This window comes from Pseudarthrobacter sulfonivorans (assembly GCF_024391045.1).
Taxonomy (GTDB): domain Bacteria; phylum Actinomycetota; class Actinomycetes; order Actinomycetales; family Micrococcaceae; genus Arthrobacter; species Arthrobacter sulfonivorans_B.
Map to the genome: position 1 here is coordinate 1 of NZ_JANFCZ010000023.1, position 23,810 is coordinate 23,810.

At 65.8% G+C, this 23,810-nt stretch carries 21 protein-coding genes and 1 riboswitch; of the genes, 15 read left to right on the forward strand and 6 right to left on the reverse strand.

All coding sequences use genetic code 11. The features are described from left to right. Window positions 1-66 precede the first annotated feature (66 nt). The 3 genes from NQJ30_RS14550 to NQJ30_RS14560 all read right to left on the reverse strand — a co-directional run bounded on the left by NQJ30_RS14550 (window position 67) and on the right by NQJ30_RS14560 (window position 3,432). A complete protein-coding gene (locus tag NQJ30_RS14550; RefSeq protein ID WP_255770683.1) occupies window positions 67-696 on the reverse strand; it encodes a DUF305 domain-containing protein in 630 nt (209 codons plus the stop codon). 61 nt (window positions 697-757) lie between these two features. Next, entirely contained in the window at window positions 758-1,276 is a 519-nt protein-coding gene (locus NQJ30_RS14555; protein WP_255770684.1) for a hypothetical protein, read from the reverse strand. Continuing rightward, window positions 1,273-3,432 (reverse strand): heavy metal translocating P-type ATPase, encoded by a 2,160-nt coding sequence (locus NQJ30_RS14560; RefSeq protein ID WP_374113274.1) that lies wholly within the window; start codon window positions 3,430-3,432, stop codon window positions 1,273-1,275. The genes NQJ30_RS14555 and NQJ30_RS14560 overlap by 4 nt, the downstream gene beginning before the upstream one ends. Window positions 3,433-3,708: 276 nt before the next feature. Between NQJ30_RS14560 and NQJ30_RS14565 the strand changes: the two genes are divergently transcribed. The 14 genes from NQJ30_RS14565 to purU all read left to right on the forward strand — a co-directional run bounded on the left by NQJ30_RS14565 (window position 3,709) and on the right by purU (window position 19,342). After that, window positions 3,709-4,416 (forward strand): PAS and ANTAR domain-containing protein, encoded by a 708-nt coding sequence (locus tag NQJ30_RS14565; RefSeq protein WP_255770685.1) that lies wholly within the window; start codon window positions 3,709-3,711, stop codon window positions 4,414-4,416. Between the two features lie 42 nt (window positions 4,417-4,458). Further along, complete coding sequence (locus NQJ30_RS14570; RefSeq protein WP_255770760.1) at window positions 4,459-4,830, forward strand: ArsR/SmtB family transcription factor; 372 nt, start codon at window positions 4,459-4,461, stop codon at window positions 4,828-4,830. Continuing rightward, entirely contained in the window at window positions 4,827-5,948 is a 1,122-nt protein-coding gene (locus NQJ30_RS14575; RefSeq protein ID WP_255770686.1) for a cation diffusion facilitator family transporter, read from the forward strand. Before NQJ30_RS14570 ends, NQJ30_RS14575 begins: the two co-directional genes overlap by 4 nt. 108 nt (window positions 5,949-6,056) lie before the next feature. Then, window positions 6,057-6,650, forward strand: a complete 594-nt coding sequence (locus NQJ30_RS14580; RefSeq protein WP_255770687.1) for a histidine phosphatase family protein — start codon at window positions 6,057-6,059, stop codon at window positions 6,648-6,650. A gap of 71 nt (window positions 6,651-6,721) precedes the next feature. After that, a complete protein-coding gene (locus tag NQJ30_RS14585; protein WP_255770688.1) occupies window positions 6,722-7,126 on the forward strand; it encodes a LapA family protein in 405 nt (134 codons plus the stop codon). Window positions 7,127-7,325: 199 nt separating this feature from the next. Further along, window positions 7,326-7,423: riboswitch (glycine riboswitch) on the forward strand. A 162-nt stretch (window positions 7,424-7,585) separates the two neighbouring features. Continuing rightward, window positions 7,586-10,450, forward strand: a complete 2,865-nt coding sequence (gene gcvP, locus NQJ30_RS14590) for an aminomethyl-transferring glycine dehydrogenase (RefSeq protein WP_255770689.1) — start codon at window positions 7,586-7,588, stop codon at window positions 10,448-10,450. A gap of 11 nt (window positions 10,451-10,461) precedes the next feature. Beyond that, window positions 10,462-11,574, forward strand: coding sequence for a glycine cleavage system aminomethyltransferase GcvT (gcvT, locus tag NQJ30_RS14595; protein ID WP_255770690.1), 1,113 nt, complete (start codon window positions 10,462-10,464; stop codon window positions 11,572-11,574). Between the two features lie 282 nt (window positions 11,575-11,856). Next, window positions 11,857-12,240 (forward strand): glycine cleavage system protein GcvH, encoded by a 384-nt coding sequence (gene gcvH / locus NQJ30_RS14600; RefSeq protein ID WP_255770691.1) that lies wholly within the window; start codon window positions 11,857-11,859, stop codon window positions 12,238-12,240. Next, window positions 12,237-13,544, forward strand: coding sequence for a serine hydroxymethyltransferase (glyA, locus tag NQJ30_RS14605; protein WP_308215245.1), 1,308 nt, complete (start codon window positions 12,237-12,239; stop codon window positions 13,542-13,544). The genes gcvH and glyA overlap by 4 nt, the downstream gene beginning before the upstream one ends. Window positions 13,545-13,693: 149 nt before the next feature. Further along, window positions 13,694-15,106, forward strand: coding sequence for an L-serine ammonia-lyase (locus tag NQJ30_RS14610; protein WP_255770692.1), 1,413 nt, complete (start codon window positions 13,694-13,696; stop codon window positions 15,104-15,106). Window positions 15,107-15,119: 13 nt separating this feature from the next. Next, window positions 15,120-16,130: a lipoyl synthase gene (lipA, locus tag NQJ30_RS14615; protein ID WP_255770693.1), complete on the forward strand. Its 1,011-nt coding sequence runs from the start codon at window positions 15,120-15,122 to the stop codon at window positions 16,128-16,130. Window positions 16,131-16,164: 34 nt separating this feature from the next. Further along, window positions 16,165-16,998: a methylenetetrahydrofolate reductase gene (locus NQJ30_RS14620; RefSeq protein ID WP_255770694.1), complete on the forward strand. Its 834-nt coding sequence runs from the start codon at window positions 16,165-16,167 to the stop codon at window positions 16,996-16,998. Beyond that, window positions 16,988-18,487: a D-serine/D-alanine/glycine transporter gene (gene cycA, locus NQJ30_RS14625; protein WP_255770695.1), complete on the forward strand. Its 1,500-nt coding sequence runs from the start codon at window positions 16,988-16,990 to the stop codon at window positions 18,485-18,487. Before NQJ30_RS14620 ends, cycA begins: the two co-directional genes overlap by 11 nt. Continuing rightward, the gene (gene purU, locus NQJ30_RS14630; RefSeq protein WP_255770696.1) at window positions 18,488-19,342 is read left to right on the forward strand and encodes a formyltetrahydrofolate deformylase; all 855 of its coding nucleotides are present in this window, start codon (window positions 18,488-18,490) and stop codon (window positions 19,340-19,342) included. Window positions 19,343-19,458: 116 nt separating this feature from the next. Here purU and NQJ30_RS14635 read toward each other — a convergent pair whose 3' ends face one another. The 3 genes from NQJ30_RS14635 to NQJ30_RS14645 form a co-directional block, all read right to left on the reverse strand. Further along, complete coding sequence (locus NQJ30_RS14635; RefSeq protein ID WP_255770697.1) at window positions 19,459-20,208, reverse strand: GAF and ANTAR domain-containing protein; 750 nt, start codon at window positions 20,206-20,208, stop codon at window positions 19,459-19,461. 164 nt (window positions 20,209-20,372) lie between these two features. Beyond that, window positions 20,373-21,152 (reverse strand): VOC family protein, encoded by a 780-nt coding sequence (locus tag NQJ30_RS14640; protein ID WP_255770698.1) that lies wholly within the window; start codon window positions 21,150-21,152, stop codon window positions 20,373-20,375. A 34-nt stretch (window positions 21,153-21,186) separates the two neighbouring features. Then, on the reverse strand, window positions 21,187-22,359 hold the full coding sequence (locus NQJ30_RS14645; RefSeq protein WP_255770700.1) for a Gfo/Idh/MocA family protein: 1,173 nt from the start codon (window positions 22,357-22,359) through the stop codon (window positions 21,187-21,189). Window positions 22,360-22,718: 359 nt separating this feature from the next. Between NQJ30_RS14645 and NQJ30_RS14650 the strand changes: the two genes are divergently transcribed. Next, a complete protein-coding gene (locus NQJ30_RS14650) occupies window positions 22,719-23,771 on the forward strand; it encodes an NAD-dependent epimerase/dehydratase family protein (RefSeq protein ID WP_255770701.1) in 1,053 nt (350 codons plus the stop codon). The last annotated feature ends 39 nt before the right edge of the window (window positions 23,772-23,810 follow it).

Consider the following 23,810-nt stretch of genomic DNA (forward strand, 5'->3'; position numbering starts at 1 on the left):
GCCCGATCCGACGCTCTCTCAGTTGATGTGGGTTTTCCCGTAACGCTCTCTCAGCCCGGGATGGGGTCAGAGGCCGGCCAGCAGCGCCTTCATCTCCTTGATCTCCGCCCCCTGCGAGGTCACGATGTCCCGGCACAGTTGGATTGTGGCGGGGTACTTGCCGGTGCGGATTTCCTGCTGGGCCATGTCGATGGCGCCGTCGTGGTGGCCGATCATCTGCTGGAGGAACAGCCGGACGGCGTCGGTACCTTGGGCTGACTTCAGCTTGTTGATGCCGTCCGCGTCCACCATGCCGCCCATCGAATGGCCGGGCACGGTTGAGCCCGTCATGCCGGTGGGCTGGTTCCAGGCCTTCAGCCAGCCGGTCATCAGTTCAATCTCGGGGGCCTGGGCTGCCTTGATTTTGGTGGCCAGGGTGGTGACGTCTGCCGGGATGTCCTGCTTCGCGAGCATGATGTCGCTCATCTCCACCGCCTGGGCATGGTGCGGGATCATCATCTGGGCGAACATGATGTCCGCCTGGTTATGGTCGTCGTCAGCGTCCGGCATCATGCCCGACATGGGGCCTGAGCTGGCGCCGTGCATCCCGGGCATGGTGATCCCGCCGGCGGGGGTGGACTCGGCTGCGCAGCCGGCCAGGCCCAGGGAGGCTGTCAGGGCCGCAGCGATCACGGTGGTGCGAATCTTGGTGTTCATGGAAAGTGTCCTTCAAAACGATGGTGGGAACTGCGATGGGGTTGGATGGCGCAGTTCCGGTTTACGTCCGGCTGATGGACAGTTCGCAGGGCGTTGGACCCGGCGGTCGGTAAGGGTAAATGCGTGCGGGGTGGCCGGACCAGTGCGGGTCCGGGTGGACGATGACCCCGCCGGCGGGTGGCGGAAAGACCGTCAGGGTGCCGGTCTTGGCCGAGGGCGTGCAGGACGCGGCAGACGTCACCATGCTGTGGCACGAACCGCCGCAGGAGCCGGCCGCCGCGGATGGCTTCTCGGCGTGCCCGGCAAGAGGTTCCGTGTGCTGATGGGAATGTCCGACGGCGGCCGCGGCGCCCGTGGAAACGGTGCCGGTGCTGGGGTGGCTGCTGACAGTGCTGTTGGCGAAGCCGGAGCCGTGCGCAGCATGTCCGCCGGTCATCACGTGCATGCCGAAGATCCCGGCGATCACTGCCAGAAGCCCCAGGAGAAGAGCACAGCGCAGGAGCGTCTGGCGAAAACCTGCAGGATCCGCGAGAGCGTTGGCCGAAAACCTGCGGTAAGTGAGAGAGCGTTGGAGGGTCAACGTACGTCCGCGGGGTTGAGTTTCACGCGCCGCAGCAGCTGGGCGTTGAGTGCCACCACAATGGTGGAAACGGACATCAGTACCGCACCGGCGGCGGGCGATAACACCACGCCGGCGAAGGCCAGGACGCCCGCGGCCAGCGGCACTGACAGGACGTTGTAGCCGGTCGCCCAGACCAGGTTCTGCCACATCTTCCGGTAGCTGGCCCGGGAGAGGTCAAGCATGGACAGCACCGCCCGGGGATCGTTTCCGGCCAGGACCACACCCGCTGTTTCCATGGCAACGTCGGTTCCGGCGCCGATGGCGATTCCCACCTCAGCACGGGCGAGCGCCGGGGAGTCGTTGACGCCGTCGCCCACCATCGCCACTTTCAGTCCGCGGGCCTGCAGCTCGGCCACCTTCTTGTCCTTGTCCGCAGGCAGGACCTCGGCGAATACCTCGTCGATGTGCAGTTCCTCCGCCACGGCCTGGGCTACCTGCCGGGCATCGCCGGTAATCATGCCCACCCGGACACCGCGGTTCTGCAGCGCCGCTACGGCCTGCCGCGACTCCGTCCGCACGGCATCTTCGAGACTCACGGCACCCAGGGCGCGGCCGCCGTCGTCAATTACATGCAGCACCGCGGCGCCGCGGTCCATCCACCCGCGGGTGGCCAGCGCCAGGGATTCGGGCTCGACGACGCCGAGCTCGCGCAGGAGCGCGGGTCCGCCAACGTGCACCTCGCGTCCGTCCACGGTGGCGCGGACGCCGCGTCCCGTCAGAGAGCTGAAGTCGCGTGCGGCCGGCAGCGTCAGGCCGCGCTGGCGTGCGGCCCGGACGATGGCGCGGGCCACGGGGTGTTCGCTGTCGGACTCGACGGCGGCCGCCAGGGCCAGCAGGGTACCCTCGTCGACGCCCGGGGCAGCGGCAATGTCCTTCAGGTCGGGTTCGCCGGTGGTCAGGGTCCCGGTCTTGTCGAAGAGGACCACGTCCACGGTGCGCATGCGTTCAAGGGCCATCCGGTTTTTGATGAGGACGCCGGCCCGGGCTGCCTGTTCGGTGGAAATGGCGATCACCAGCGGAATGGCCAGGCCCAGGGCGTGGGGGCAGGCGATCACCAGCACGGTGACGGTGCGCGTGACGGCCTCGGGCACACTGCCCAGCAGGGTCCAGACAATGAACGTGATCACGCCGGCGCCGGCCGCGAAGTAAAACAGGAATGCTGCGGCCCGGTCGGCCAGGGCCTGCGCCTTCGAAGATGACGCCTGGGCTTCGGCGACGAGGCGCTGGATCCCGGCGAGTGCGGTGTGGTCCCCGACGGCGGTGACGCGGACGCGGACACTGTTGTCCGTGGCCACGGTTCCGGCCACCACACTGTCGCCCACGCCGCGCGGGACGGTTTTGGATTCGCCGGTGATCATGGATTCGTCGAACTCGGCCTGGCCGTCCACCACGGTGCCGTCGGCCGGCATCCGGGCCCCGGAGCGGACCAGGACGGTGTCGCCTTCGCGGAGTTCGGACACGGGCACGGTCTCGGTGCCGTCGGCGGTGACGCGGTCCGCCTCATCGGGCAGCAGCGCGGCGAGCGCATCGAGGGCGCCCTGGGCCGAGCCGAGGGCTCGCATTTCAAGCCAGTGGCCGAGGAGCATGATGGCCACCAGCAATGCCAGTTCCCACCAGAAGTCCAGGTCGAAGCCGCCGATGCCCAGGGTGGTGATCCACGACGCGGCGAACGCCACGGTGATGGCCATGGCGATCAGCAGCATCATTCCGGGCTGGCGGTTCTTCAGTTCCTGGACGCCGCCCTTCAGGAACGGCTGGCCGCCGTAGAAGAAAATGCCTGTTCCCAGAACGGCGGGGATCCAGGCCGAGCCGGGGAACATCGGAGGCATGTAGCCCAGCAGGTGTCCCACCATGGGGCTGAAGTAGACGACGGGCACCGAGAGGACCAGGGTGAGCCAGAACCGGTTCTTGAACATGGCCGTGCTGTGGCCGGCATGCTGGCCGTGCGTGTGGACGGTGTGGTCGTCGTCGGCGCCGTGCTTGTGTGCGGCGTGGTCCGTGTGCGTGTGGGCCATGCTTTCGGGGGTTGGGGCGGTGTGGCCCGGAGTGTCGTGGCCATGCACGCCTACTCCGCCGGGACGCTGGTTGTGAGAGTCATTCCCGGTTGCAGACATGTCTGGTTCTCTTCCTTCGCGACGTGGTGATGGGCGCTGGGGTTGAACGGCTGTGACGGCGGTGCGGGGCACCTGCCTGGACATACCACTTCACTGACAACACTTTTAATATACCCCCAGGGGGTATAGCGGTCAAGCTCTTTAACCGTCTCCCGCCGCCACCGGGAGCCGCAACGAAGGCTCCACTGACTGTCACTGCGAACAGCGCCGAGTCCATACTGGAGGGATGCTGGCTTCCAATGGCGGTGGCCGGATATCGTTTGGAGGCGTCCCCCGATGGCTAATCTCAACAGCCCGATGACCTACTCCAGCGCCCTCGGCGACGGCCTCTGCCTGGCAGGCACTTTCCGGGCAGAATTTCCTTCCGGGGCGCTCCAGTGGTCCGATGAGATGTACCGGATCCACGGCTATGGGCGGGGCGAGGTGGTGCCCACCCTGGAATTGCTGTACTCCCATAAGCATCCCGACGACAGGCAGCGGTGCCAGGAGATCGTGGCGAAGGTGCTCCGTCATGGCGGCTATTTCTGCATGTATCACCGGGTGATCGATGCCCAGTTATACACCCGCCATGTCCTGACCTCCGGCGATGCGATCGTGGACAGCAACGGGACGGTGACGGCGCTGGAGGGCATCCTTCTTGATGTGTCCACCACGCTGCGCCGGGAGACGGAGGAGGTCACCCGGGAGGCTGTGGTGGCGGCCACCGCCACGCGCGGCACTATCGACCAGGCCCGGGGCATCCTGATGGGCAGGTTGCTAGTGGGTTCAGACGATGCCTTTCAGATGCTCGTTGCCCACAGTAGTCACCGCAACATCAAACTCGCTGCGGTGGCCGCCGAAATATTGCGGCTGGCACAGTTGCCGGAAGGGCCGTCAGGGCTGGACATTCTCCTCCGCGAGATGCAGGCGCGTGCTGTGGCCCCTTCAGGCAAGGTCCGTGAGTTCCGTGGCCGGCCCCGCCTTGCACCGGCACCCCGGAAATGAAAGTATCTGCGTATGAATGCAGATACGAAGGCTCTGGAGCTGATGCCTGATAGCCAGACTGTAGGGTTGACCCCCGACAGCCAATACGTCGAGCTGGCGGTGGAAGTCTTTGCGATGCTGGCCGATGCCACCCGGGTACGGCTGATCCTGGCCCTCCGTGACGGCGAGCTTCCCGTGAATGCGCTCGCAGAAATCGCCGGAAAGACGCCCGCCGCCGTGTCCCAGCACCTGGCCAAGATGCGGCTGGCGCGGCTGGTCGCCACCCGCCAGGAGGGAACCAAGGTCTTTTACCACCTGCAAAATGGCCACGCCTGGCAGCTGGTGGCGGACGCCATCCATCAGGCCGAGCACACCTTGGGGATAGCTCCAAACCATGGCATGGCAGCTCACGCTTCTTGGGGGGCCGCGGAATGAGCCACAAGCAGGCCGAGACCGGCCAGCACCTGCACCCGGAAACGGCCGACGGCGGGCCTCACCACGGGGAGGAGACGCACCACCACCACGAACACGAGCACAGCCATGACGGCCACCACCACAGGCACGATCACGAGCACCACCACGGTCACGATCACCACCACGCCTCGGGGTTCAAGGGCTGGCTGCAGGAACTGTTCGTCCCGCATTCCCACGACTCCGCGGACTCGGTGGATGATGCACTGGAGAGCAGTGCCCAGGGCATCCGGGCCGTGAAGATTTCCATGCTCGGCCTCGGCGCCACCTCCGTCTTCCAGCTGGTCATCGTCCTGATCAGCGGATCCGTGGCCCTACTTGCGGACACGGTCCACAACTTCTCCGATGCCCTCACCGCGGTACCGCTCTGGATCGCGTTTGTGTTGGGCCGCCGGCCGGCCTCGCGGACCTTCACCTACGGCCTGGGCAAAGCCGAGGACCTGGCCGGCCTGTTCATCGTGGCCATGATCGCCCTTTCGGCAGTTGTTGCCGCCGTCGAATCCATTCGCCGCTTCTTTGAACCGCAGCCCGTGCACAACCTCGGCTGGGTACTGGCGGCAGGGCTGGTGGGCTTTGCCGGCAATGAGCTGGTGGCCATCTACCGGATCCGGGTGGGCCGGCGAATCGGCTCGGCCGCCCTGCTGGCGGACGGCATTCACGCCCGGACGGACGGGTTCACGTCGCTGGCCGTGGTCGCCGGAGTGGTGGGTATCTGGCTGGGATTCCCATTGGCTGATCCCATCGTCGGGCTGCTCATCTCCGCGGCCATCGGCGTCCTGTTGTGGGGCACGGTCCGGGACGTCGGCCGACGGCTGCTGGACGGCGTCGATCCTGCCCTGACGGACCGGCTCGCGGCGCTGGTCGCCGAGAACGCGCCGGAGGGAAGTTCCTCGCGCCTGCGGTGGAGCGGGCACCGGCTGCACGCGGAAATCACCGTCCCGGCCGACGCCGCCACGCACCTGGGCGAGTTCGCCGCCGTCGCGCATGGCCTGGAAGCGAAGGCGCGGGCCTCGCTGCGCAACCTCGGCTCGGTCACGGTGGTGCCGCTGGTGGGAAGCGGTCCGGCCGGCGGCGCCCGCTAGTGCATTAGGTTCGACGCATGGGGCGGCTGGCCGCCCGCTGATGACCAGTTGACCGGTGGGAGTGGGGCCCGTCACGCCCGGCCCGCCACCGTCCCGCCGTCGGGGACAATGGAAGGCATGACCTTCACGACGTTCGCCCTCGTACGCCATGGCCAGACTGACTGGAACGCCGAGCGCCGGCTCCAGGGAGCCACCGACATTCCCCTGAACGACGTCGGCCGCGGACAGGCGCGCGACGCCGTCGCCAATCTTTCCGGTCACCAGTGGGACGCGGTGGTGTCCTCGCCGCTGAGCCGTGCGGCGGAAACCGCCGGCCTGATCGCCGACGGGCTCGGATTGACCGTGGCCCGCCACGTCCCGGAACTGACGGAGCGCAGTTTCGGCCAGGCGGAAGGCATGCAGGCCGGTCCCGAGCTGGAGGCCCTGCGCATTCCGGGCGGCTTCCAGGGCGCCGAGAGCGAAGAGGAAGCAGCCATCCGGGGCCTCACCGCGCTGGAGGCCCTGGCGGAGGAATTCCGGGGCCAGCGCGTCCTGGTGGTGGCCCACGGCACGTTGCTGCGGGTAAGCCTCAGCCGCGCCATCGGCCGCACCCTGCACAGCATCGACAACGCCGTCCTCAACCTCGCCCACCACCACATCGACGACGGCTGGCAGCTTGAGTTCTACAACGGTGAGCGGCTGACGGCCGACGCCCCGGCCTGACCTGCCCAACTCCTTCGGCCTGAACGGCCCGGTTGCCCCCGAAAGCCCCCCTGGAGGCGGACAATGACGGTATGAGCACAGAAGAACCGCTGCAACCTTCAGACGCGCCGCCCACCCCGCCTGCTCAGCCGGAGAACTTAGCCAACCCGCCGGCTCAGCCCGCAGTCCGGCCCACCGCGCCTGTTTCTCCAGCCCAGGGGAGTGCCACCGACAGGACCCGCACAACCCGGGCCGCCGTCATCTGGAGTGCGGTGGCAGTCAGCCTCGTGGTGTTGGTGCTCTTGATCATCTTCTTTATCCAGAACCAGGACATGGTCGCAGTCAGGTTTCTCGGCTGGGAGGGCAGCCTTGCGCAGGGTGTGGCTTTCTTCATCGCAGCCGTCGGGGGCGGGATCCTCGTAGCCATCGCAGGCGGAGCGCGGATCCTGCAGCTGCGCCGCAACGAACGACGACGGCGGAAGAGCACCGACGCGTAGACACGCTCAGACCGTCGTCGGCCTTTTCACAGCAACGCGGGGTCACCCTAAGCCCGATAATGTGTAAATATCGGGCGTAGAGTGACCCCGCGTTGGTTGGGTGGCGGGCTGTGACGGCCGTCGCGGTCCGGAGAATTGCGAGCGGAACCAGGACGCGGTAAGCTGTGAGGCGTGTCACGGACTTTTGTGACACAGCTATTGATCTGCGGCGGGAGAGTCCTGCCAGTACGTTAAGCAGGCGCCGTAGGAGCAAATCCTCTCCGGGAATCTCTCAGGCCCACGTACCGCCGCGGTTAGGCAACTCTGGAAAGCAGTCCGGCAACGGGCTCACCGACGGTGCAAGCGCCATCCTGTAAAAGCAGGTGGAGCGGAAACTCTCAGGTCCAATACAGAGCGGAGAGGAACCCGAATCAATGTGGCGTACCCAGCGGACGCCACCTGAATTATGGAGTTCCTTTCATGACTGTTCAGTCGTCCCCCACCAACTTTGCCGACCGGCATATCGGTGCCCGCCGCCAGGCCGACATCGAAACCATGCTCAAGGCTGTCGGCTACGACAGCGTTGACGGCCTGGTTGACGTTGCCGTCCCCGATTCGATCCGCCAGGCCAAGCCCCTGGCCCTCGATGCCGCCCTCAGCGAGGTTGAGGTCCTGGCCGAGCTGCGTACGCTCGCTGGCAAGAACAAGATGGCCGTGCAGATGATCGGCCAGGGTTACTACGACACCATCACGCCCGCCGTGATCCGCCGCAACATCCTCGAAGCCCCGGCCTGGTACACCGCGTACACGCCGTACCAGCCCGAGATTTCCCAGGGCCGGCTCGAAGCACTGCTGAACTTCCAGACCATGGTCCAGGACCTCGTGGGCCTGCCCATCGCCAACGCCTCCCTGCTGGACGAAGCCACCGCCGTCGCCGAGGCCGTCCTGATGATGCGCCGCGCGAACAAGAACAAGGCCGCGCACGACGGCAAGACCGTCCTGGACGCCGACGTCCTGCCGCAGACCATCGCCATCGTGAAGGGCCGCGCCGAGGCCCTGGGCTTCGAGGTTGAGGTCGCCGACCTGTCCAAGGGCCTGCCCGAGGGCGACATCAACGGCATCGTCCTGCAGCAGCCCGGCGTCTCCGGCCGTGTCTGGGACCAGTCCGCAGTCATCAAGGAAGCCAAGGAACGCGGCGCGCTGGTCACGGTCGCCGCTGACCTGCTGGCCCTGACCCTGATCACCCCTCCCGGTGAGCAGGGCGCTGACATCGCCGTCGGCTCCACCCAGCGTTTCGGCGTGCCGCTGTTCTTCGGCGGCCCGCACGCCGCCTACATGGCCGTCGCCAAGGGCCTGGAGCGTTCCATGCCCGGCCGCCTCGTCGGTGTGTCCAAGGACGACGCCGGCCTGCCCGCCTACCGTCTGGCACTCCAGACCCGCGAGCAGCACATCCGCCGCGAAAAGGCCACCTCCAACATCTGCACCGCGCAGGCACTGCTGGCCATCGTCTCCTCCTTCTACGCCGTCTACCACGGCCCGGACGGCCTGAAGGCGATCGCCGAGCGCGTCAACACCCACGCCCGCACCCTCGCCACCACGCTGAAGGCTGCCGGCCGCGAACTGGCCACCGAGACCTTCTTCGACACCCTCACGGTGTCCGTCCCGGGCAAGGCCGACAAGGTCATCGCCGCCGCCGAAGCACGCGGGATCAACCTGCGCCACATCGACGCGGACACCATCGGCGTCTCCGTGGATGAAACCACGACGACGGATGTCCTGTCCTCGATCGCCGTCGCCTTCGGTGCCGGTCCGGTAGCGGACGCGAAGGGCTTCGAACTGCCCTCAGAGGTGCTCCGCACCTCCGAGTTCATGCAGCACCCGGTGTTCAACACGCACCGTTCCGAGACCCAGCTGCTGCGTTACATCCGCAAGCTGAGCGACCGTGACCTGGCCCTGGACCGCACCATGATCCCGCTGGGTTCGTGCACCATGAAGCTGAACGCCACCGCCGAGATGGAAGCCATGTCCTGGCCGGAGTTCGCCTCCATCCACCCGTTCGCTCCGGAGTCCCAGACCGTGGGCTGGCGCGAACTGATCAGCGGCCTGGAAGCTGACCTTGCCGAGATCACCGGCTACGACCAGGTCTCCCTGCAGCCGAACGCCGGGTCCCAGGGCGAGCTCGCCGGCCTGCTCGCCATCCGCGGCTACCACCGCTCCAACGGTGACACCCAGCGCAACATCTGCCTGATCCCGGCCTCGGCCCACGGCACCAACGCCGCGTCCGCCGTCCTGGCGGGCATGAAGGTGGTCGTTGTGGCCACCGCTGCCGACGGCACGATCGACCACGCGGACCTGTTCGCCAAGATCGAGGCCCACAAGGATGTCCTTTCGGCCATCATGATCACCTACCCCTCCACCCACGGCGTGTACGACGCTGACGTGACCGAGATCTGCGACGCTGTCCACGCAGCGGGCGGCCAGGTCTACGTTGACGGGGCCAACCTGAACGCCCTGGTGGGTCTGGCACAGCCGGGCAAGTTCGGCGGCGACGTCAGCCACCTGAACCTGCACAAGACCTTCTGCATCCCGCACGGCGGCGGCGGACCCGGCGTTGGCCCGGTCGCAGCCAAGGCCCACCTGGCACCGTTCATGCCCGGCGACGCCAACAAGGCGGCACACCAGACCGGCTCCGCCGTATCAACCGGCGTGGCTATCAGCGCCTCGAACTTCGGTTCCGCCGGCGTCCTCCCGATCTCCTGGGCGTACGTGAAGCTCATGGGCGGCGAAGGCCTGAAGGAAGCCACGAAGAGCGCGCTGCTCGCAGCGAACTACGTTGCGGCCCGCCTCAACGAGCACTTCCCGGTCCTCTACACCGGCGAGGGCGGCCTGGTTGCGCACGAGTGCATCCTGGACCTGCGCGCACTGACCGCGAAGACCGGCGTCACCGCCGAGGACGTGGCCAAGCGCCTCATCGACTACGGCTTCCACGCCCCCACCCTGGCGTTCCCGGTTGCGGGCACCCTGATGGTGGAGCCCACCGAGTCCGAGGACCTGGTGGAGATCGACCGGTTCATCGACGCGATGATCACCATCCGCAAGGAAATCGACCAGGTTGCCAACGGCGACTTCACGGTGGAGGACAGCATGCTGCGCCACGCACCCCACACCGCTGCCGCCGTCGTAAATTCCGACTGGAACCGCAGCTACAGCCGTGAGCAGGCCGTGTTCCCGGTCCACCACCTCAAGCAGGACAAGTACTTCGCCCCGGTAGGCCGCATCGACGGCGCCGGCGGCGACCGTAACCTCATCTGCTCCTGCCCGCCGCTTTCCGAGTTTGAAGACTAAGGATTCCGACCATGACTGAGAAGTACACCGCGCTCTACGAAGAGCACAAGAAACTCGGCGCCTCCTTCACCGATTTCGGTGGCTGGCAGATGCCCCTGAAGTACAGCTCCGAGCTCGCTGAGCACCACGCAGTCCGCAACGCAGCCGGCCTGTTCGACCTCTCCCACATGGGCGAAGTCTGGGTCACCGGCCCCGCGGCCGGCGCGTTCCTGGACTACGCCCTGGTGGGCAAGCTCTCCGCCATCGCGGACGGCAAGGCCAAGTACTCGCTGATCTGCAACGCCGACGGCGGCATCATCGATGACCTGATCGTCTACCGTTTCGGTGACGAGAAGTACCTCGTGGTCCCCAACGCGGGCAACGCACCTACCGTCGCCGCCGCCCTCGCCGAGCGCGCAGCGAACTTCGACGTGAAGGTGGAGGACGCCTCCGCGGAGACCTCCCTCATCGCCGTCCAGGGTCCCAAGGCCGAGGCCATCCTGCTGAAGCTGACGGACGAGGCCCAGCACGCGCTGGTCACCGACCTGAAGTACTACGCGTTCAACGAGCTGACCATCGCCGGCCACAACGTCATCCTGGCCCGCACCGGCTACACCGGTGAAGACGGCTTCGAACTGTTCATTCCGAACGCCGACGCCGCTGACCTGTGGGCCAAGGTTGCCGCAGCCGGCGAAGAGTTCGGCATCATCCCGTGCGGCCTCGCCTCCCGCGACTCGCTGCGCCTCGAAGCCGGCATGCCGCTCTACGGCAACGAGCTCTCGCTCGAGCGTTCACCGTTCGACGCCGGCCTGGGCCCCGTGGTGGCGCTCAAGTCCAAGGAAGGCGACTTCGTGGGCCGCTCCGCCCTCGAAGCAGCCAAGGAAGCCGGTTCCAAGCGCAAGCTCGTGGGCCTGAAGGGCCTCGGACGCCGCGCCGGCCGTGGCGGCTACCCGGTCCTCAAGGACGGCAACGTCGTAGGCGAAGTGACCTCCGGCCAGCCCAGCCCCACCCTCGGCTACCCGGTTGCACTGGCCTACGTCGACGTCGAGCACGCCGAACTCGGCACCGCCCTGGACGTCGACCTGCGCGGCAAGGCAGAGCCTTTCGAGGTCATCGCCCTCCCGTTCTACAAGCGCCAAAAGTAAGCCCTCCGGGGGCTGGGGCTGACATCCTCTGCATGCTGCTCGTTCCTCGCTTTGACGCATGCTGCCGGATGCCAGCCCCAGCCCCAACTCCGGTGGGTGGGCCGAACCCCGGGCTGCCGGCCCCTCGAGCCCACCACCCCAACTCCGGTGGTTGGGCCGAACCCCAACCACCCCAGAACGCTCTCTCACTTGTTGCACGTTTTGACCGGACGCTCTCTCACTTGATGTGGTGTTTGGGCGAACGCTCTCTCACTTTCGATACCGAACTTAAGGAAACACAACATGGCCAAGGTTGCCGCTGAACTGAAGTACTCCGCCGAGCACGAGTGGATCTCCACCGACGGCGAAGGTCCGTCCGTCATTGGCGTGTCCGCTGTAGCTGCTGAGGCACTGGGCGACATTGTGTACGTGGACCTGCCCGAGGTAGGCGCCACCGTGACCGCAGGCGAAACCTGTGGCGAGATCGAGTCCACCAAGTCCGTCTCCGACCTGTACTCCCCGGTCACGGGCGAGGTCACCGAGATCAATGACGGCGCCGTCAGCGATCCCGCAGTGATCAACTCTGACCCGTACGGTGCCGGCTGGCTCTTCAAGGTCACCGTGACCGAAGAGGGCCCGCTGCTGTCCGCACAGGAATACGCCGAGGCAAACGGCGGCGAACTGTGAGCACCACAGCGGAAACCACCTTCGAGCAGGTAGTCTCCCCGAGTCTGGACGCGGACCTGAGCGCGCTGGACCCGGAAATCGCCGTCAAAATCAACGACGAACTGGGCCGCCAGCGTGACGGCCTTGAGATGATCGCTTCGGAGAACCACACCGCTGTCGCCGTCATGCAGGCACAGGGCTCGGTCCTGACCAACAAGTACGCCGAGGGCTACCCGGGCAAGCGCTACTACGGTGGCTGCGAGCACGTTGACGTCATCGAGCAGTTGGCCATCGACCGCGTCAAGGCACTGTTCGGCGCCGAGTTCGCCAACGTGCAGCCGCACTCGGGTGCACAGGCCAACGCTTCGGTGATGCACGCGCTCATCAAGCCGGGCGACACCATCATGGGCCTGAACCTGGCCCACGGCGGTCACCTGACGCACGGCATGAAGATCAACTTCTCCGGCAAGCTCTACAACGTGGTCCCGTACCAGGTCCGCGAAGACACCCACACCATTGACATGGCCGAGGTGGAGCGCCTGGCGCTGGAGACCAAGCCGCAGCTGATCGTTGCCGGCTGGTCCGCCTACGCCCGCCAGCTGGACTTCGCCGAGTTCCGCCGGATCGCTGATCTGGTGGGTGCCTACCTGATGGTGGACATGGCGCACTTCGCCGGCCTGGTTGCAGCTGGCCTGCACCCGAGCCCGGTGCCGCACGCCCACGTTGTCACCTCCACCACGCACAAGACCCTCGCCGGTCCGCGCGGCGGCATCATCCTCTCCAACGACGCCGACATCGCCAAGAAGATCAACTCGGCAGTGTTCCCGGGCCAGCAGGGCGGGCCGCTGGAGCACGTCATCGCCGGCAAGGCTGTGGCTTTCAAGATCGCGGCCTCGGCCGAGTTCAAGGAACGCCAGCAGCGCGTCCTGCTGGGTGCCAGCATCCTGGCCGACCGCCTGGTCCAGCCGGACGTCACCGCCAAGGGGATCTCCGTGATCTCCGGCGGCACCGACGTCCACCTGGTCCTGGTTGACCTGCGCAACTGCGAGCTCAACGGCCAGCAGGCCGAAGACCGCCTGGCCGCGATTGACATCACCGTCAACCGCAACGCCGTGCCCTTCGACCCGCGCCCCCCGATGGTCACCTCCGGTCTCCGCATCGGCACCCCCGCCCTGGCCACCCGTGGCTTCGGCGAGGCAGCGTTCCGTGAAGTTGCGGACATCATCGCCGAGGCATTGATTGCCGACGTCGACGCGGACCTTTCCGGTCTCCGTCACCGGGTCGAGGCACTCGCCGAAGCCCACCCGCTGTACCCGGGCCTCTAGCCCTCTGGGCCGGTGGGACTGACATCCTCTGCGTGCTAGCTCGTTCCTCGCTTTGACGCACGCTGCCGGATGCCAGTCCCGCCGGCACCCCGTGCGGCACCGTCTACTGCGGTGCCGCATCACGAAGAATTAGTTAGTTAGGAACCGTCATGGCTGTTGGAGTCTTTGATCTTTTTTCGATCGGGATCGGACCGTCGAGCTCGCACACGGTGGGGCCCATGCGCGCCGCTGCTGTGTTTGCCGAGGAGCTCAAAAGCTCCGGGGTCCTGGACAGGGTCGCGGGGCTGCGGGTGGACCTTTACGGGTCGCTCGCTGCAACTGGCCACGGCCACGGCACCATGACGGCCATCCTGCTGGGCCTGGAGGGGTACCACCCCGAAAAGATCCTGCCGGATGAGGTGGAGGAGCGGCTCGCCGCGATCGCCGAGACCGGGATGCTGCAGCTTGCCGGCGCCGGTGAAGGCGGGGGCGTACAGCTTCCCTACGGCGTCAAGGACATGATCCTGCGCCCGCTGACCGTCCTGCCGCGCCACACCAACGGCATGACCTTCTCGGTCTCCGACGAAAACGGCGAAGAGCTTCACAAGGCCACCTTCTTCTCCGTCGGCGGCGGCTTCATTGTCCGCGAAGGCGAAGAAGACGCAGCCCTGAAGGAACTCGACGAGTCCAAGAAGGAACTGCCGCTGCCGTTCCGCACCGCGGCGGAGCTGCTGGGCCGGTGCCAGTCCAAGGGCCTGTCCATCGGCGAGATCATGTTCGTCAACGAACGCGCCTCCCGCACCGAGGAGGAGATCCGCGAGGGCCTGCTGCACATCTACTCCGTCATGGAGGAATGCGTCAACGTCAGCCTGAAGCGCGAAGGCTTGCTGCCCGGGGGACTGAAGGTCCGCCGTCGTGCGCCTGACTGGCACGAACGCCTCCTCAAGGAGGACAAGGACCGGGACCCGAAATACTGGCAGGAATGGGTGAACCTGATCGCCCTGGCGGTCAACGAGGAGAACGCATCCGGCGGCCGCGTGGTCACCGCGCCCACCAACGGCGCGGCCGGGATCATCCCCGCGGTCCTGTATTACGCACTGCATTTCGCACCCGGGATGGACAAGGCAACGCAGGAAGACCGCGACGACGTTGTGGTCAAGTTCCTGCTCACCGCCGGTGCCATCGGGGTGCTTTACAAGGAACAGGCGTCCATTTCGGGCGCCGAGGTGGGCTGCCAGGGCGAGGTGGGCTCGGCGTCGTCGATGGCGGCGGCAGGGCTCGCGGAGGTCATGGGCGGCACACCCCAACAGGTGGAAAACGCCGCGGAAATCGCGATGGAACACAATCTGGGCCTCACGTGCGATCCGATCGGCGGGCTGGTGCAGGTTCCCTGCATCGAGCGGAACGCGATCGCCGCCGCGAAGGCCATCAACGCGGCCAAGATGGCGCTCTGGGGCGACGGTACCCACCGGGTGTCGCTGGACGAAGTGATTGTCACCATGCGGGAAACCGGCAAGGACATGAGCTCCAAATACAAGGAAACAGCCATGGGCGGCCTCGCCGTCAACGTGGTGGAATGCTAAGGAAAGAGTACTGATGACACTGGCACCAGAAGGCCGGAAGCTGCTGCGTGTTGAGCAGCGGAACTCGGCTGTCCCCGTGGAGCGGAAGCCGGAGTGGATCAAGGCCAAGGTCCAGATGGGTCCTGAGTACGTCCAGCTCAAGAACCTGGTCAAAAAAGAGGGCCTGCACACGGTCTGTGAAGAGGCCGGCTGCCCGAACATTTTCGAGTGCTGGGAAGACAAGGAAGCCACGTTCCTGATCGGCGGCTCCGAGTGCACCCGGCGCTGTGACTTCTGCCAGATCGATACCGGCAAACCCTCCCCGGTGGACATGTTCGAACCCACCAAGGTGGCCCGGAGCGTGCAGGCCATGCAGCTGCGCTACGCCACCGTCACCGGCGTGGCCCGCGACGACCTCGAGGACGAGGGCGTGTGGCTGTACGCCGAGACGGTCCGGAAGATCCACGAACTGAACCCCGGCACCGGCGTGGAGCTGCTGATCCCGGACTTCTCCGGCAAGCCCGAGAACATCGCGGCGATCTGCGATTCCAAGCCCGAGGTCTTCGCGCACAACGTCGAGACCGTGCCCCGGATTTTCAAGCGGATCCGGCCCGCGTTCCGCTACGAACGGTCCCTGGATGTGATCACGCAGGGCCGGAAGCTGGGCATGGTGACCAAGTCCAACCTGATCCTGGGCATGGGCGAGACCCGCGAGGAAATCTCCGAAGCCCTCCGCGACCTGCATGAGGCCGGCTGTGACCTGATCACCATCACCCAGTACCTGCGCCCGTCCGAGAGGCACCTGCCGGTGGACCGCTGGGTCAAGCCGCAGGAATTCGTGGACCTCCAGCACGAGGCGGACGAACTCGGGTTCCTCGGCGTCATGTCCGGCCCGCTGGTCCGTTCCTCCTACCGTGCCGGCCGGCTCTGGGCCACCGCGATGCGGAAGAAAGGCTGGGAAATCCCCGCCGAGCTCGCGCACATCGAGTCCTCAGGCAGCACCCGCCAGGAAGCCAGCTCACTGCTGGCAGCCCACGCGAGCTGAGCCCGGGAACCTCCGGAAATCTAGATAAGGACCAATGATGTTCCCTACCAGAATCGAGATCATCCCCTCCCCGGGGATCGTGGACCAGGTCCAGAATTTGGTTCCGCTGACCACCGCGCTCACCGTGACGTGCCTGCCGCACCACGGGATCGAACGGACCATGCGGGTGTCGGTGGAGCTGAGCATGCTTGGCTATACCGTCATCCCGCACCTGGCCGCGCGCAGCATGCCGAGCCGGGCCCAGCTGACCGATACCCTGCGCGACTGCGACGTCGCCGGCATCGGTGAAGTGTTTGTGATCGGCGGCGACCGGAAGAACCCGGCCGGCCCGTACGAGTCGGCCCTGCCGCTGCTCGAAGACATCGCCCAGTACACCGGGGGCCGCATGCGCGCAGGCGTGGCGGGCTACCCGGAAGGCCACCCGTCGGTGGCCGCCCTTGACCTGGTGGACGAGCTCATGGCCAAGCAGCACCTGGCCACCAGCATCGTTACCCAGATGTGTTTCTCCGCCCCGAAAATCCTCGACTTCGCGGCGCTCCTGCGCCGTGAGGGCGTTGACCTGCCCGTCTGGGCGGGCGTGGCGGGGTCCGTCCCGCGGACCAAGCTGGTCAACCTGGCCACGCAGATCGGCGTCGGAAGTTCCCTGAAATTCCTCAGCCGCAAAGGCCCGCTGGCGCGCAAGCTGCTCAGCGGGGACCGTTACTCACCCAAGTCCCTGGTGGCCGCGCTCGAAAGTCAGCCCGGCCTCGCAGGGATCCATCTTTACAGCTTCAACAACCTCGATGCGGTCCCCGATGAAGTGGGTCCCGCGTCTTCCCCAACGGCACTCCAGCCAGCACTTATTCGAGGAGCAGCACGTGAGTACTAAAACCGTCAACACCCCGGGCACGCCGCCCCACCTGGAGCGGCAGCTCAGCAACAGGCACATCCAGCTGATCGCCATTGGCGGCGCCATCGGCACCGGCCTGTTCATGGGTTCCGGCAAGACCATTTCCGCGGCCGGCCCGTCCGTCATCTTCGTGTACATGATCATCGGCTTCATGCTGTTCTTCGTGATGCGGGCCATGGGCGAACTGCTGCTCTCCAACCTGAACTACAAGTCCTTCAGCGACTTCGCCGCGGACCTGCTGGGACCGTGGGCGGGCTTCTTCACCGGCTGGACCTACTGGTTCTGCTGGGTGATCACCGGCATTGCGGACGTCATCGCCATCGCCGGGTACTCCCAGGAACTCTGGCCGGGCATTCAGCTGTGGATTCCGGGCATTGCCACCGTCATCATCCTCCTGGTCCTCAACCTCGCCACCGTGAAGGCGTTCGGTGAGACCGAGTTCTGGTTCGCGCTGATCAAGATCATCGCCATCGCCGCGCTCATCATCGTGGGCCTGTTCATGATCTTCAGCGGTTTCCAGTCCGACGCCGGCCCTGCCACCTTCTCCAACCTGTGGAGCCACGGCGGCATGTTCCCGAACGAATTCATGGGCTTTGTTGCCGGCTTCCAGATCGCCGTGTTCGCGTTCGTGGGCATTGAACTGGTGGGCACCACCGCCGCCGAGGCCAAGGATCCCGAGAAGAACCTGCCGAAGGCCATCAACTCCATCCCCATCCGCGTCCTGCTCTTCTACGTGGGCGCCCTCATCATCCTCATGTCGGTCACCCCGTGGACCCAGTTCCAGGCCGGCCACAGCCCGTTCATCGCCATGTTCTCCCTGGCCGGCCTCGGCGCCGCGGCCACCATCGTGAACCTCGTGGTGCTCAGCTCGGCCATGTCCTCGGCCAACTCCGGCATCTACTCCACCTCCCGCATGGTCTACGGCCTGGCCCAGGAGGGCGATGCACCCAACGTGTTCAGCCGCCTGTCCCGCCGCAAGGTCCCGCAGAACGCCCTGTTCCTCTCCTGCGTCCTGCTGCTCTCCGGCGTCATCCTGATGTACGCCGGCTCGGACATTGCCAAGGCGTTCGACATGGTGACCACCGTGTCCGCCGTCTGCTTCGTCTTTGTCTGGTCCATCATCCTGGCCAGCTACCTGAAGTTCCGTTCACGCCGTCCGCACCTGCACGAGGCCTCCAAGTACAAGATGCCCGGCGGCATCCCCATGGTCTGGGTGGTCTTCGCGTTCTTCGCCTTCGTGCTGTGGGCTCTGACCACGCAGCCGGACACGTTCGTGGCACTGCTGGTGACGCCGATCTGGTTCGTCATCCTCGGCGTCGCCTGGTTCGTCCTGCGCAAGCGGCCCACCCACCTGGCCCGCTACGCCCAGTTCCAGAAGGACCTCGACAACGAGAAGGTCATTGCGGAGGAGAAGGCCAGCGCCGAGGCGAAGGCCAGCGCCCACGCGAAAGCACACCAGGAGCACTAAGTGGAAACCGAACACGTCCTTACCGTCAACTGCGCCGAGTCCCCGGGCATCGTCCACGCGGTCACCGGGTTCCTGCTGGACCACGACTGCGACATCATCGACACCAAGCACTTCGGTGACCGGCAGGCGCAGCAGTTCTTCATGCGGGTGCACTTCGCCGCCGGGAAGAAGGCCTTCAGCACCGAGGAACTGCGCCGGGACTTCGAGCCGCTGGCCGCCGAGTGGTCCATGAACTGGCAGCTGGAGCCGAACGGCCGCAAACGCCGGGTACTGATCATGGTGTCCAAGTTTGGGCACTGCCTCAACGACCTGCTGTTCCGGGCTCGCACCGGGGACCTGCCGGTGGAAATCGTGGCCGTGGTGTCCAACCACCTGGACCACGAAGACCTGGTCAAGTGGCACAACATCCCGTTCTTCCACCTGCCGGTCACCAAGGAGACCAAGCCGGCGCAGGAGGCGCGGCTGCTGGAACTGGTGGACGAGTTTGATGTGGAGCTGGTGGTCCTGGCACGGTACATGCAGGTCCTCAGCGACGAACTGTCGGCGAAGCTGACGGGCAAAACCATCAACATCCACCACTCGTTCCTGCCGTCCTTCAAGGGTGCCAAGCCGTACCACCAGGCCTACGACCGCGGCGTGAAAACCGTCGGCGCCACGGCGCACTACGTCAACGCCGAGCTCGATGAGGGACCAATCATCGCCCAGCAGGTCATCGAGGTGGACCACACGCACACGGCCGAGGACCTGGTCCGCGTGGGCCGCGACGCCGAGTGCAAGGCCCTCAGCAACGCGGTGCGGTGGCACTGTGAGGGCCGGATCATGCTCGACGGCGGGCGGACAGTCATTCTGCGCTGACCGTCCCTGCGCGTCCCCGCCCAACTGGGTCGCAGCAGATGTCGTTTTGAGGCCTCAGAACGACATCTGCTGCGACCTACTTTTTGGGGGATGCGGGGCGGGGACGCGCACCGGCGTCAGGCGCGGGCTGTGAAGTGGCTGGCGGGGATCCCGCCGGGCAGGACCTGCAGGAGGCCCTCGGCCACTTCGCGGATGGTGAGGTTCCGCTGCTTGGATTCCTGCAGCAGCAGCCGGTGAGCCGACTCGTAGGAGCAGTTGTTCTGCCCCATGAGCACTCCGCAGGCGGTGTTGATCGCGGTGCTGCTGGCCAGGGCGGCGCGGTGCTCCGCGGACAGGGCAAGGTCGGCGCGGTGCTTCAGTGCCAGCCGCAGGCTCTTGGCCGCGATGCCGGAAAAGACCAGGACCTTGGTGGCGACACCCGGCGCGAACGTGTTCGCCGTCCTGGAGTAGAGGGTCAGGGCGGCGCTGTGGCCGCCTTCCAGCGGCAGGGGGATTGCGACGGCGGACCGGTAACCGGCCGCCGTGAGGCTCGCGCAGTACTCGGGCCAGCGTGGGTCCGGGGCGCGGTCGTTGAGGATGATGGACAGCCGGCCGCGGAGGGCGCGCGCCGTGGGTCCCGCACCGGTGCGCTGATCCCAGCGGGAAAGGTCGACGGCGGCGCCTTCAGTACTTGTGCCGAGGCGCGGCGTCCCGTCCGGCCTCACCAGAGTCACGGTGCTTTCCACCGGCCAGCGGGACAGATCGCTGAGTGATGTCGCAACGAGCTGTGCCAGGGAGCCCGCCAGGGCGGCCTCCGAATGGCCGTGGATATCAAGCAGGGCTCCCGCGCCGGAACCACGCCAGGTCAAGTGCTGTTCAATTAGCATGCCCAAACCCCCAGAGTCGGTATGCATCATGGTAGGGAGACAGCGCGGCGAGGACAAGAGCAGCCGGTACTCGGTTTCCGACTCAGCTGGTGTGCCAGCGGACATACAGGGGCGCCGCAGGCCGAACCGGAAAGGTCCAGACTGCGGCGCCAGCGCGTAGAAGCTTAGAGTGTGCTGAGTTCCGGCCTGTCGAGCAGTTCGATCCGGACGCCGTCCGGATCGGCCAAGTAGGCGTTGCGGCCGAGGCCGGACTTTGACGCAGCGGACGCAACAACAGGCTGCACGCCGCGGTCAGCCAGTACGGCAAGGGTTTCGTCCACGTTGTCCACCCGCAGGGCGAAGTGGGGGAAGCGCTCGGAGCCCTCCTCGGCAACCCGGAGGCCCAGGACGTCGTAACCAATGTTGTAGAAAGACCGGGTGGGAGTGCCCCCGCCGGTGGGGATGTTCACAACATGCGCCATGCCCATCGTCTTGGCGAAGAACTCCGAGGCCTCGTCGAGGTCGTCCACACCGTAGGCGTAGTGGTCGAAGCCCTTGATGATGCCGTCGCCCGAGTCGGCGATGCGGAAGTCAACGTCGCGTTCCAGGAGTTCGATGCGCGCGCCGTCCGGACGGCGCAGGAAGGCCAGGGTGCCTTTGCCCGTGCCGGCCTTCTTGGGGGCTTCGTCCCCGGTGCAGCCGGCGTCGATCAGACGCTGGTAGTCACCTTCCAAATCGTCAGTCATAAACGCCAGGTGGTCGATGCCGTATTTCCAGCCGGCCGGGGCGTTGGGGTTGAAGACGAGTTCAATCATGCCGCCGGCCAGCTGCAGGTACACAACCTGGACCTGGGGGCCTTCGATGGTGTGATGGAAGACCTTCTTGGCGTCCAGCTTGGCGTAGAAGTCGAGGGTCTTGTCAATGTCCTCGACGAAAATGCCAAAGTGGTTGAGTTCGTAAATCATGGTTCTGCTCCTTGGTGGTGGTGGAAACTGTGGTTTACAACTTGACGCGCTGGGCGACTTCGGCGGATTCGTAGGCTGCGTAGATCACTTGCACCACGTCGCCGGCGAGTTCAAGGCCTGCGACGGGCTGGCGTCCTTCGGCAACGCATTCCACAAAGTCCTGCATTTCCTGGGGATAGCCCTTGGCCCAGCCTTCGTCGGGGGATGCCGAGATCCAGCCGGTCCGGCTCTCCAATTTTTCGTGCAGCGCTTCGTCGCCGAACGCGGCATGGTCGGGGGTGTAGACCTGCAGGGACGAATTGGGCGTCATGTTGTTGTGGAAGACGGCATTGGTTGTGTATACCTCGAAGGTGTTTTTGATGCCGCCGAGCATGGCGAAGGAGGCGTTGACCACTGCCTTCGTCCCGTCGTCGAAATTCATGACGAGGTTGGCCCATGTTTCCACGTCTTTCCAGTCATTGACGAGCCAGTTGCGGCTCCCGGACCGGCGGACGGCCGCACTCGCGTACAGGGCCGCGGTTTCCGCCGTCACGGACTTCACCCGGATCGGCTTCCCGCACAGGAGCTCGCCCTCGAACGCTTTGAGGTGCAGTGCTGTCGCAATGGGGTGGGCGCCGAGGGTCAGCAGGGCCCCTCCTCCTGCTGTTTCCCGACGGCGGGTGGCCGGGGCGTGCGAGCCGCTGTGGCTTTGTTCCGCACGGATGTCGACGACGGATCCACCTGAAGTGCGCATGAGCGCCTTCGTTTTGGTGGTGGCAGGAGCGTAGATCCAGTTTTCGGCGTACAGGAACTGGGTCCCTGCTCGCTGCAGCGCGTCCTTGATGGCGGCCAGGGATGCCTGGGCTTCTTCGCGCTCCCGGATGGCGCGCATGAGGCCCTGGTCCTTGGTCGGGCCGAAGGAGCCGGTGAGCGGTTTTTCGCAGATGACGTGCTTGCCGGCCTGTGCTGCCTCGATGACTAGGCTGCCGTGCATGGCGTTGGGCGTGCAGATGGAAACGACGTCGATGCTCGGATCGGCGAGAAGTTCCTCGGGGGTCGCATAGGAGTTTGGAATGCCGTGCCGGCGCGCAAACGCATCGGCACTTGGCCGGCTCCTGGAGGCCACGGCCTGGATCTTCACGTCCACCCCGTATACGCGCTTGAGGGCGTCCACGTGCAGGCCAGCAGCGAATCCTGATCCGACGATACCCACCGAAACTGATCCCATTGCTGCTGACTCCCTTGTGTGCTGGTGATTCCGGACGCCTGAATCAGCGCTCTTTTCCATCGCCGGGGTGGTGATGGAATTCATGCCGGATGACCCGGCGTGAATCAGTCTGCAACAGACCGCAACAGACTGTCAACGTGTTTCATTCGTTCTTATCCCTCTCAGAGCAACGGTTTTCCGGACCGGAGTGCCAACTCGTTGCAGCAAATCCGAAAGTTGTTTCGCAACACTTGACAATCTAAGCCGCAACAATTCATTGTGTTACGAGTCACATGAAACATCCCGCCTCATGATTCAGGAGCAGTGCACATGACAGCCTTCCCTCCCTCACCTCAGCTCCCGCTCGCCGCGGTCTCACGGTGACTGCATCCAAGGCCCTGGTCATCGGCGGATCCGGCCAGATCGGGCAGGCCGCCGCGGCGCGGCTGCTCGAGGACGGCTGGGACGTCACGGTGGCAAGCCGCGGGAAGGCCAGCCCGCCGGTAGGCGCCCACGTTCGCCAGGTGGACCGCGCCGACGACGAAAGCATGGACGCCATCCTCAAGGAGTGCTTCGATGTGGTGGTGGACGTGGTGGCGTTTGATCCGCAGCACGTTGACCAGTTGTCGCGCCGTGCAGGTGACATCGGCTCCATCGTGGCCATCTCCACCGGGGGCCTCTATGTGGACACGCAGGGCCGGGCGCTCGAAGCGATAACTGACCTTGAAAGCAGCCCGCGGTTCAACGGGCCGGTCCCCGAGTCGGCCCGGACGGTAGGGACCGGGACCGGCACCTACGCCAGCCGCAAGCGCGCCGTGGAACTTGCCTTGGCCAACGGGCCGGTTCCCGCCACGGTGATCCGTCCTGCAACTGTGCATGGCCCGAACACGCCGCAGGCCAGGGAATGGTTCTATCTGCGCCGCATCCTGGACGGGCGCAGGACCTTTGTTCTCGGCTTCGACGGACAGGGCAGCTATCACCCGGTTTCCACCGGCAATCTCGCGGAAATGATCCGGCTGGCAGCACGCAACCCCGGGCACCGCATCCTGAACGCGGGGGATCCAGGCTCCCCGACTGAGCGCGACATTGCCGCCGGCATTGCCGAGGCAATGAACGTCAGCGTGGAGTTCGTACTGGTCCCGGGCCAGCCGCCGGTTGCTTCACCATGGTCACTGCCGGCACCGGTCTTTCTGGACACGGAAGCGGCCCGTACTCAGCTCGGCTACGAACCTGCCCTTACCTACGCCGCCGGAGTGGCACTGACGGTCGAGTCCCTGTTGCGGGACGTGGCTTCCGGCGCTTTCCACGAACGGCTGGCTGACAGCAAGTTCGGCAACCCGGGCCTCGGTGTCCGGACATTCTTCGGCGGGACTTCGGACCCGTTCGATTACGGCGCTGAAGACCGCGCCATATCCACGTTCCAACCCACATAACCCCTGGCCGTAGATACGGCCATCAGTTAAGGCACGAAC

What these genes read in the sequence shown, in the direction of transcription:
- NQJ30_RS14550 (WP_255770683.1), bottom strand. Translation starts at nt 696, where the DNA reads ATGAACACCAAGATTCGCACCACCGTGATCGCTGCGGCCCTGACAGCC.
- NQJ30_RS14560 (WP_374113274.1), bottom strand. Translation starts at nt 3,432, where the DNA reads ATGTCTGCAACCGGGAATGACTCTCACAACCAGCGTCCCGGCGGAGTA.
- NQJ30_RS14565 (WP_255770685.1), top strand. Translation starts at nt 3,709, where the DNA reads ATGGCTAATCTCAACAGCCCGATGACCTACTCCAGCGCCCTCGGCGAC.
- NQJ30_RS14570 (WP_255770760.1), top strand. Translation starts at nt 4,459, where the DNA reads ATGCCTGATAGCCAGACTGTAGGGTTGACCCCCGACAGCCAATACGTC.
- NQJ30_RS14575 (WP_255770686.1), top strand. Translation starts at nt 4,827, where the DNA reads ATGAGCCACAAGCAGGCCGAGACCGGCCAGCACCTGCACCCGGAAACG.
- NQJ30_RS14580 (WP_255770687.1), top strand. Translation starts at nt 6,057, where the DNA reads ATGGAAGGCATGACCTTCACGACGTTCGCCCTCGTACGCCATGGCCAG.
- NQJ30_RS14585 (WP_255770688.1), top strand. Translation starts at nt 6,722, where the DNA reads ATGAGCACAGAAGAACCGCTGCAACCTTCAGACGCGCCGCCCACCCCG.
- gcvP (WP_255770689.1), top strand. Translation starts at nt 7,586, where the DNA reads ATGACTGTTCAGTCGTCCCCCACCAACTTTGCCGACCGGCATATCGGT.
- gcvT (WP_255770690.1), top strand. Translation starts at nt 10,462, where the DNA reads ATGACTGAGAAGTACACCGCGCTCTACGAAGAGCACAAGAAACTCGGC.
- gcvH (WP_255770691.1), top strand. Translation starts at nt 11,857, where the DNA reads ATGGCCAAGGTTGCCGCTGAACTGAAGTACTCCGCCGAGCACGAGTGG.
- NQJ30_RS14610 (WP_255770692.1), top strand. Translation starts at nt 13,694, where the DNA reads ATGGCTGTTGGAGTCTTTGATCTTTTTTCGATCGGGATCGGACCGTCG.
- lipA (WP_255770693.1), top strand. Translation starts at nt 15,120, where the DNA reads ATGACACTGGCACCAGAAGGCCGGAAGCTGCTGCGTGTTGAGCAGCGG.
- NQJ30_RS14620 (WP_255770694.1), top strand. Translation starts at nt 16,165, where the DNA reads ATGATGTTCCCTACCAGAATCGAGATCATCCCCTCCCCGGGGATCGTG.
- NQJ30_RS14635 (WP_255770697.1), bottom strand. Translation starts at nt 20,208, where the DNA reads ATGCTAATTGAACAGCACTTGACCTGGCGTGGTTCCGGCGCGGGAGCC.
- NQJ30_RS14640 (WP_255770698.1), bottom strand. Translation starts at nt 21,152, where the DNA reads ATGATTTACGAACTCAACCACTTTGGCATTTTCGTCGAGGACATTGAC.
- NQJ30_RS14645 (WP_255770700.1), bottom strand. Translation starts at nt 22,359, where the DNA reads ATGGGATCAGTTTCGGTGGGTATCGTCGGATCAGGATTCGCTGCTGGC.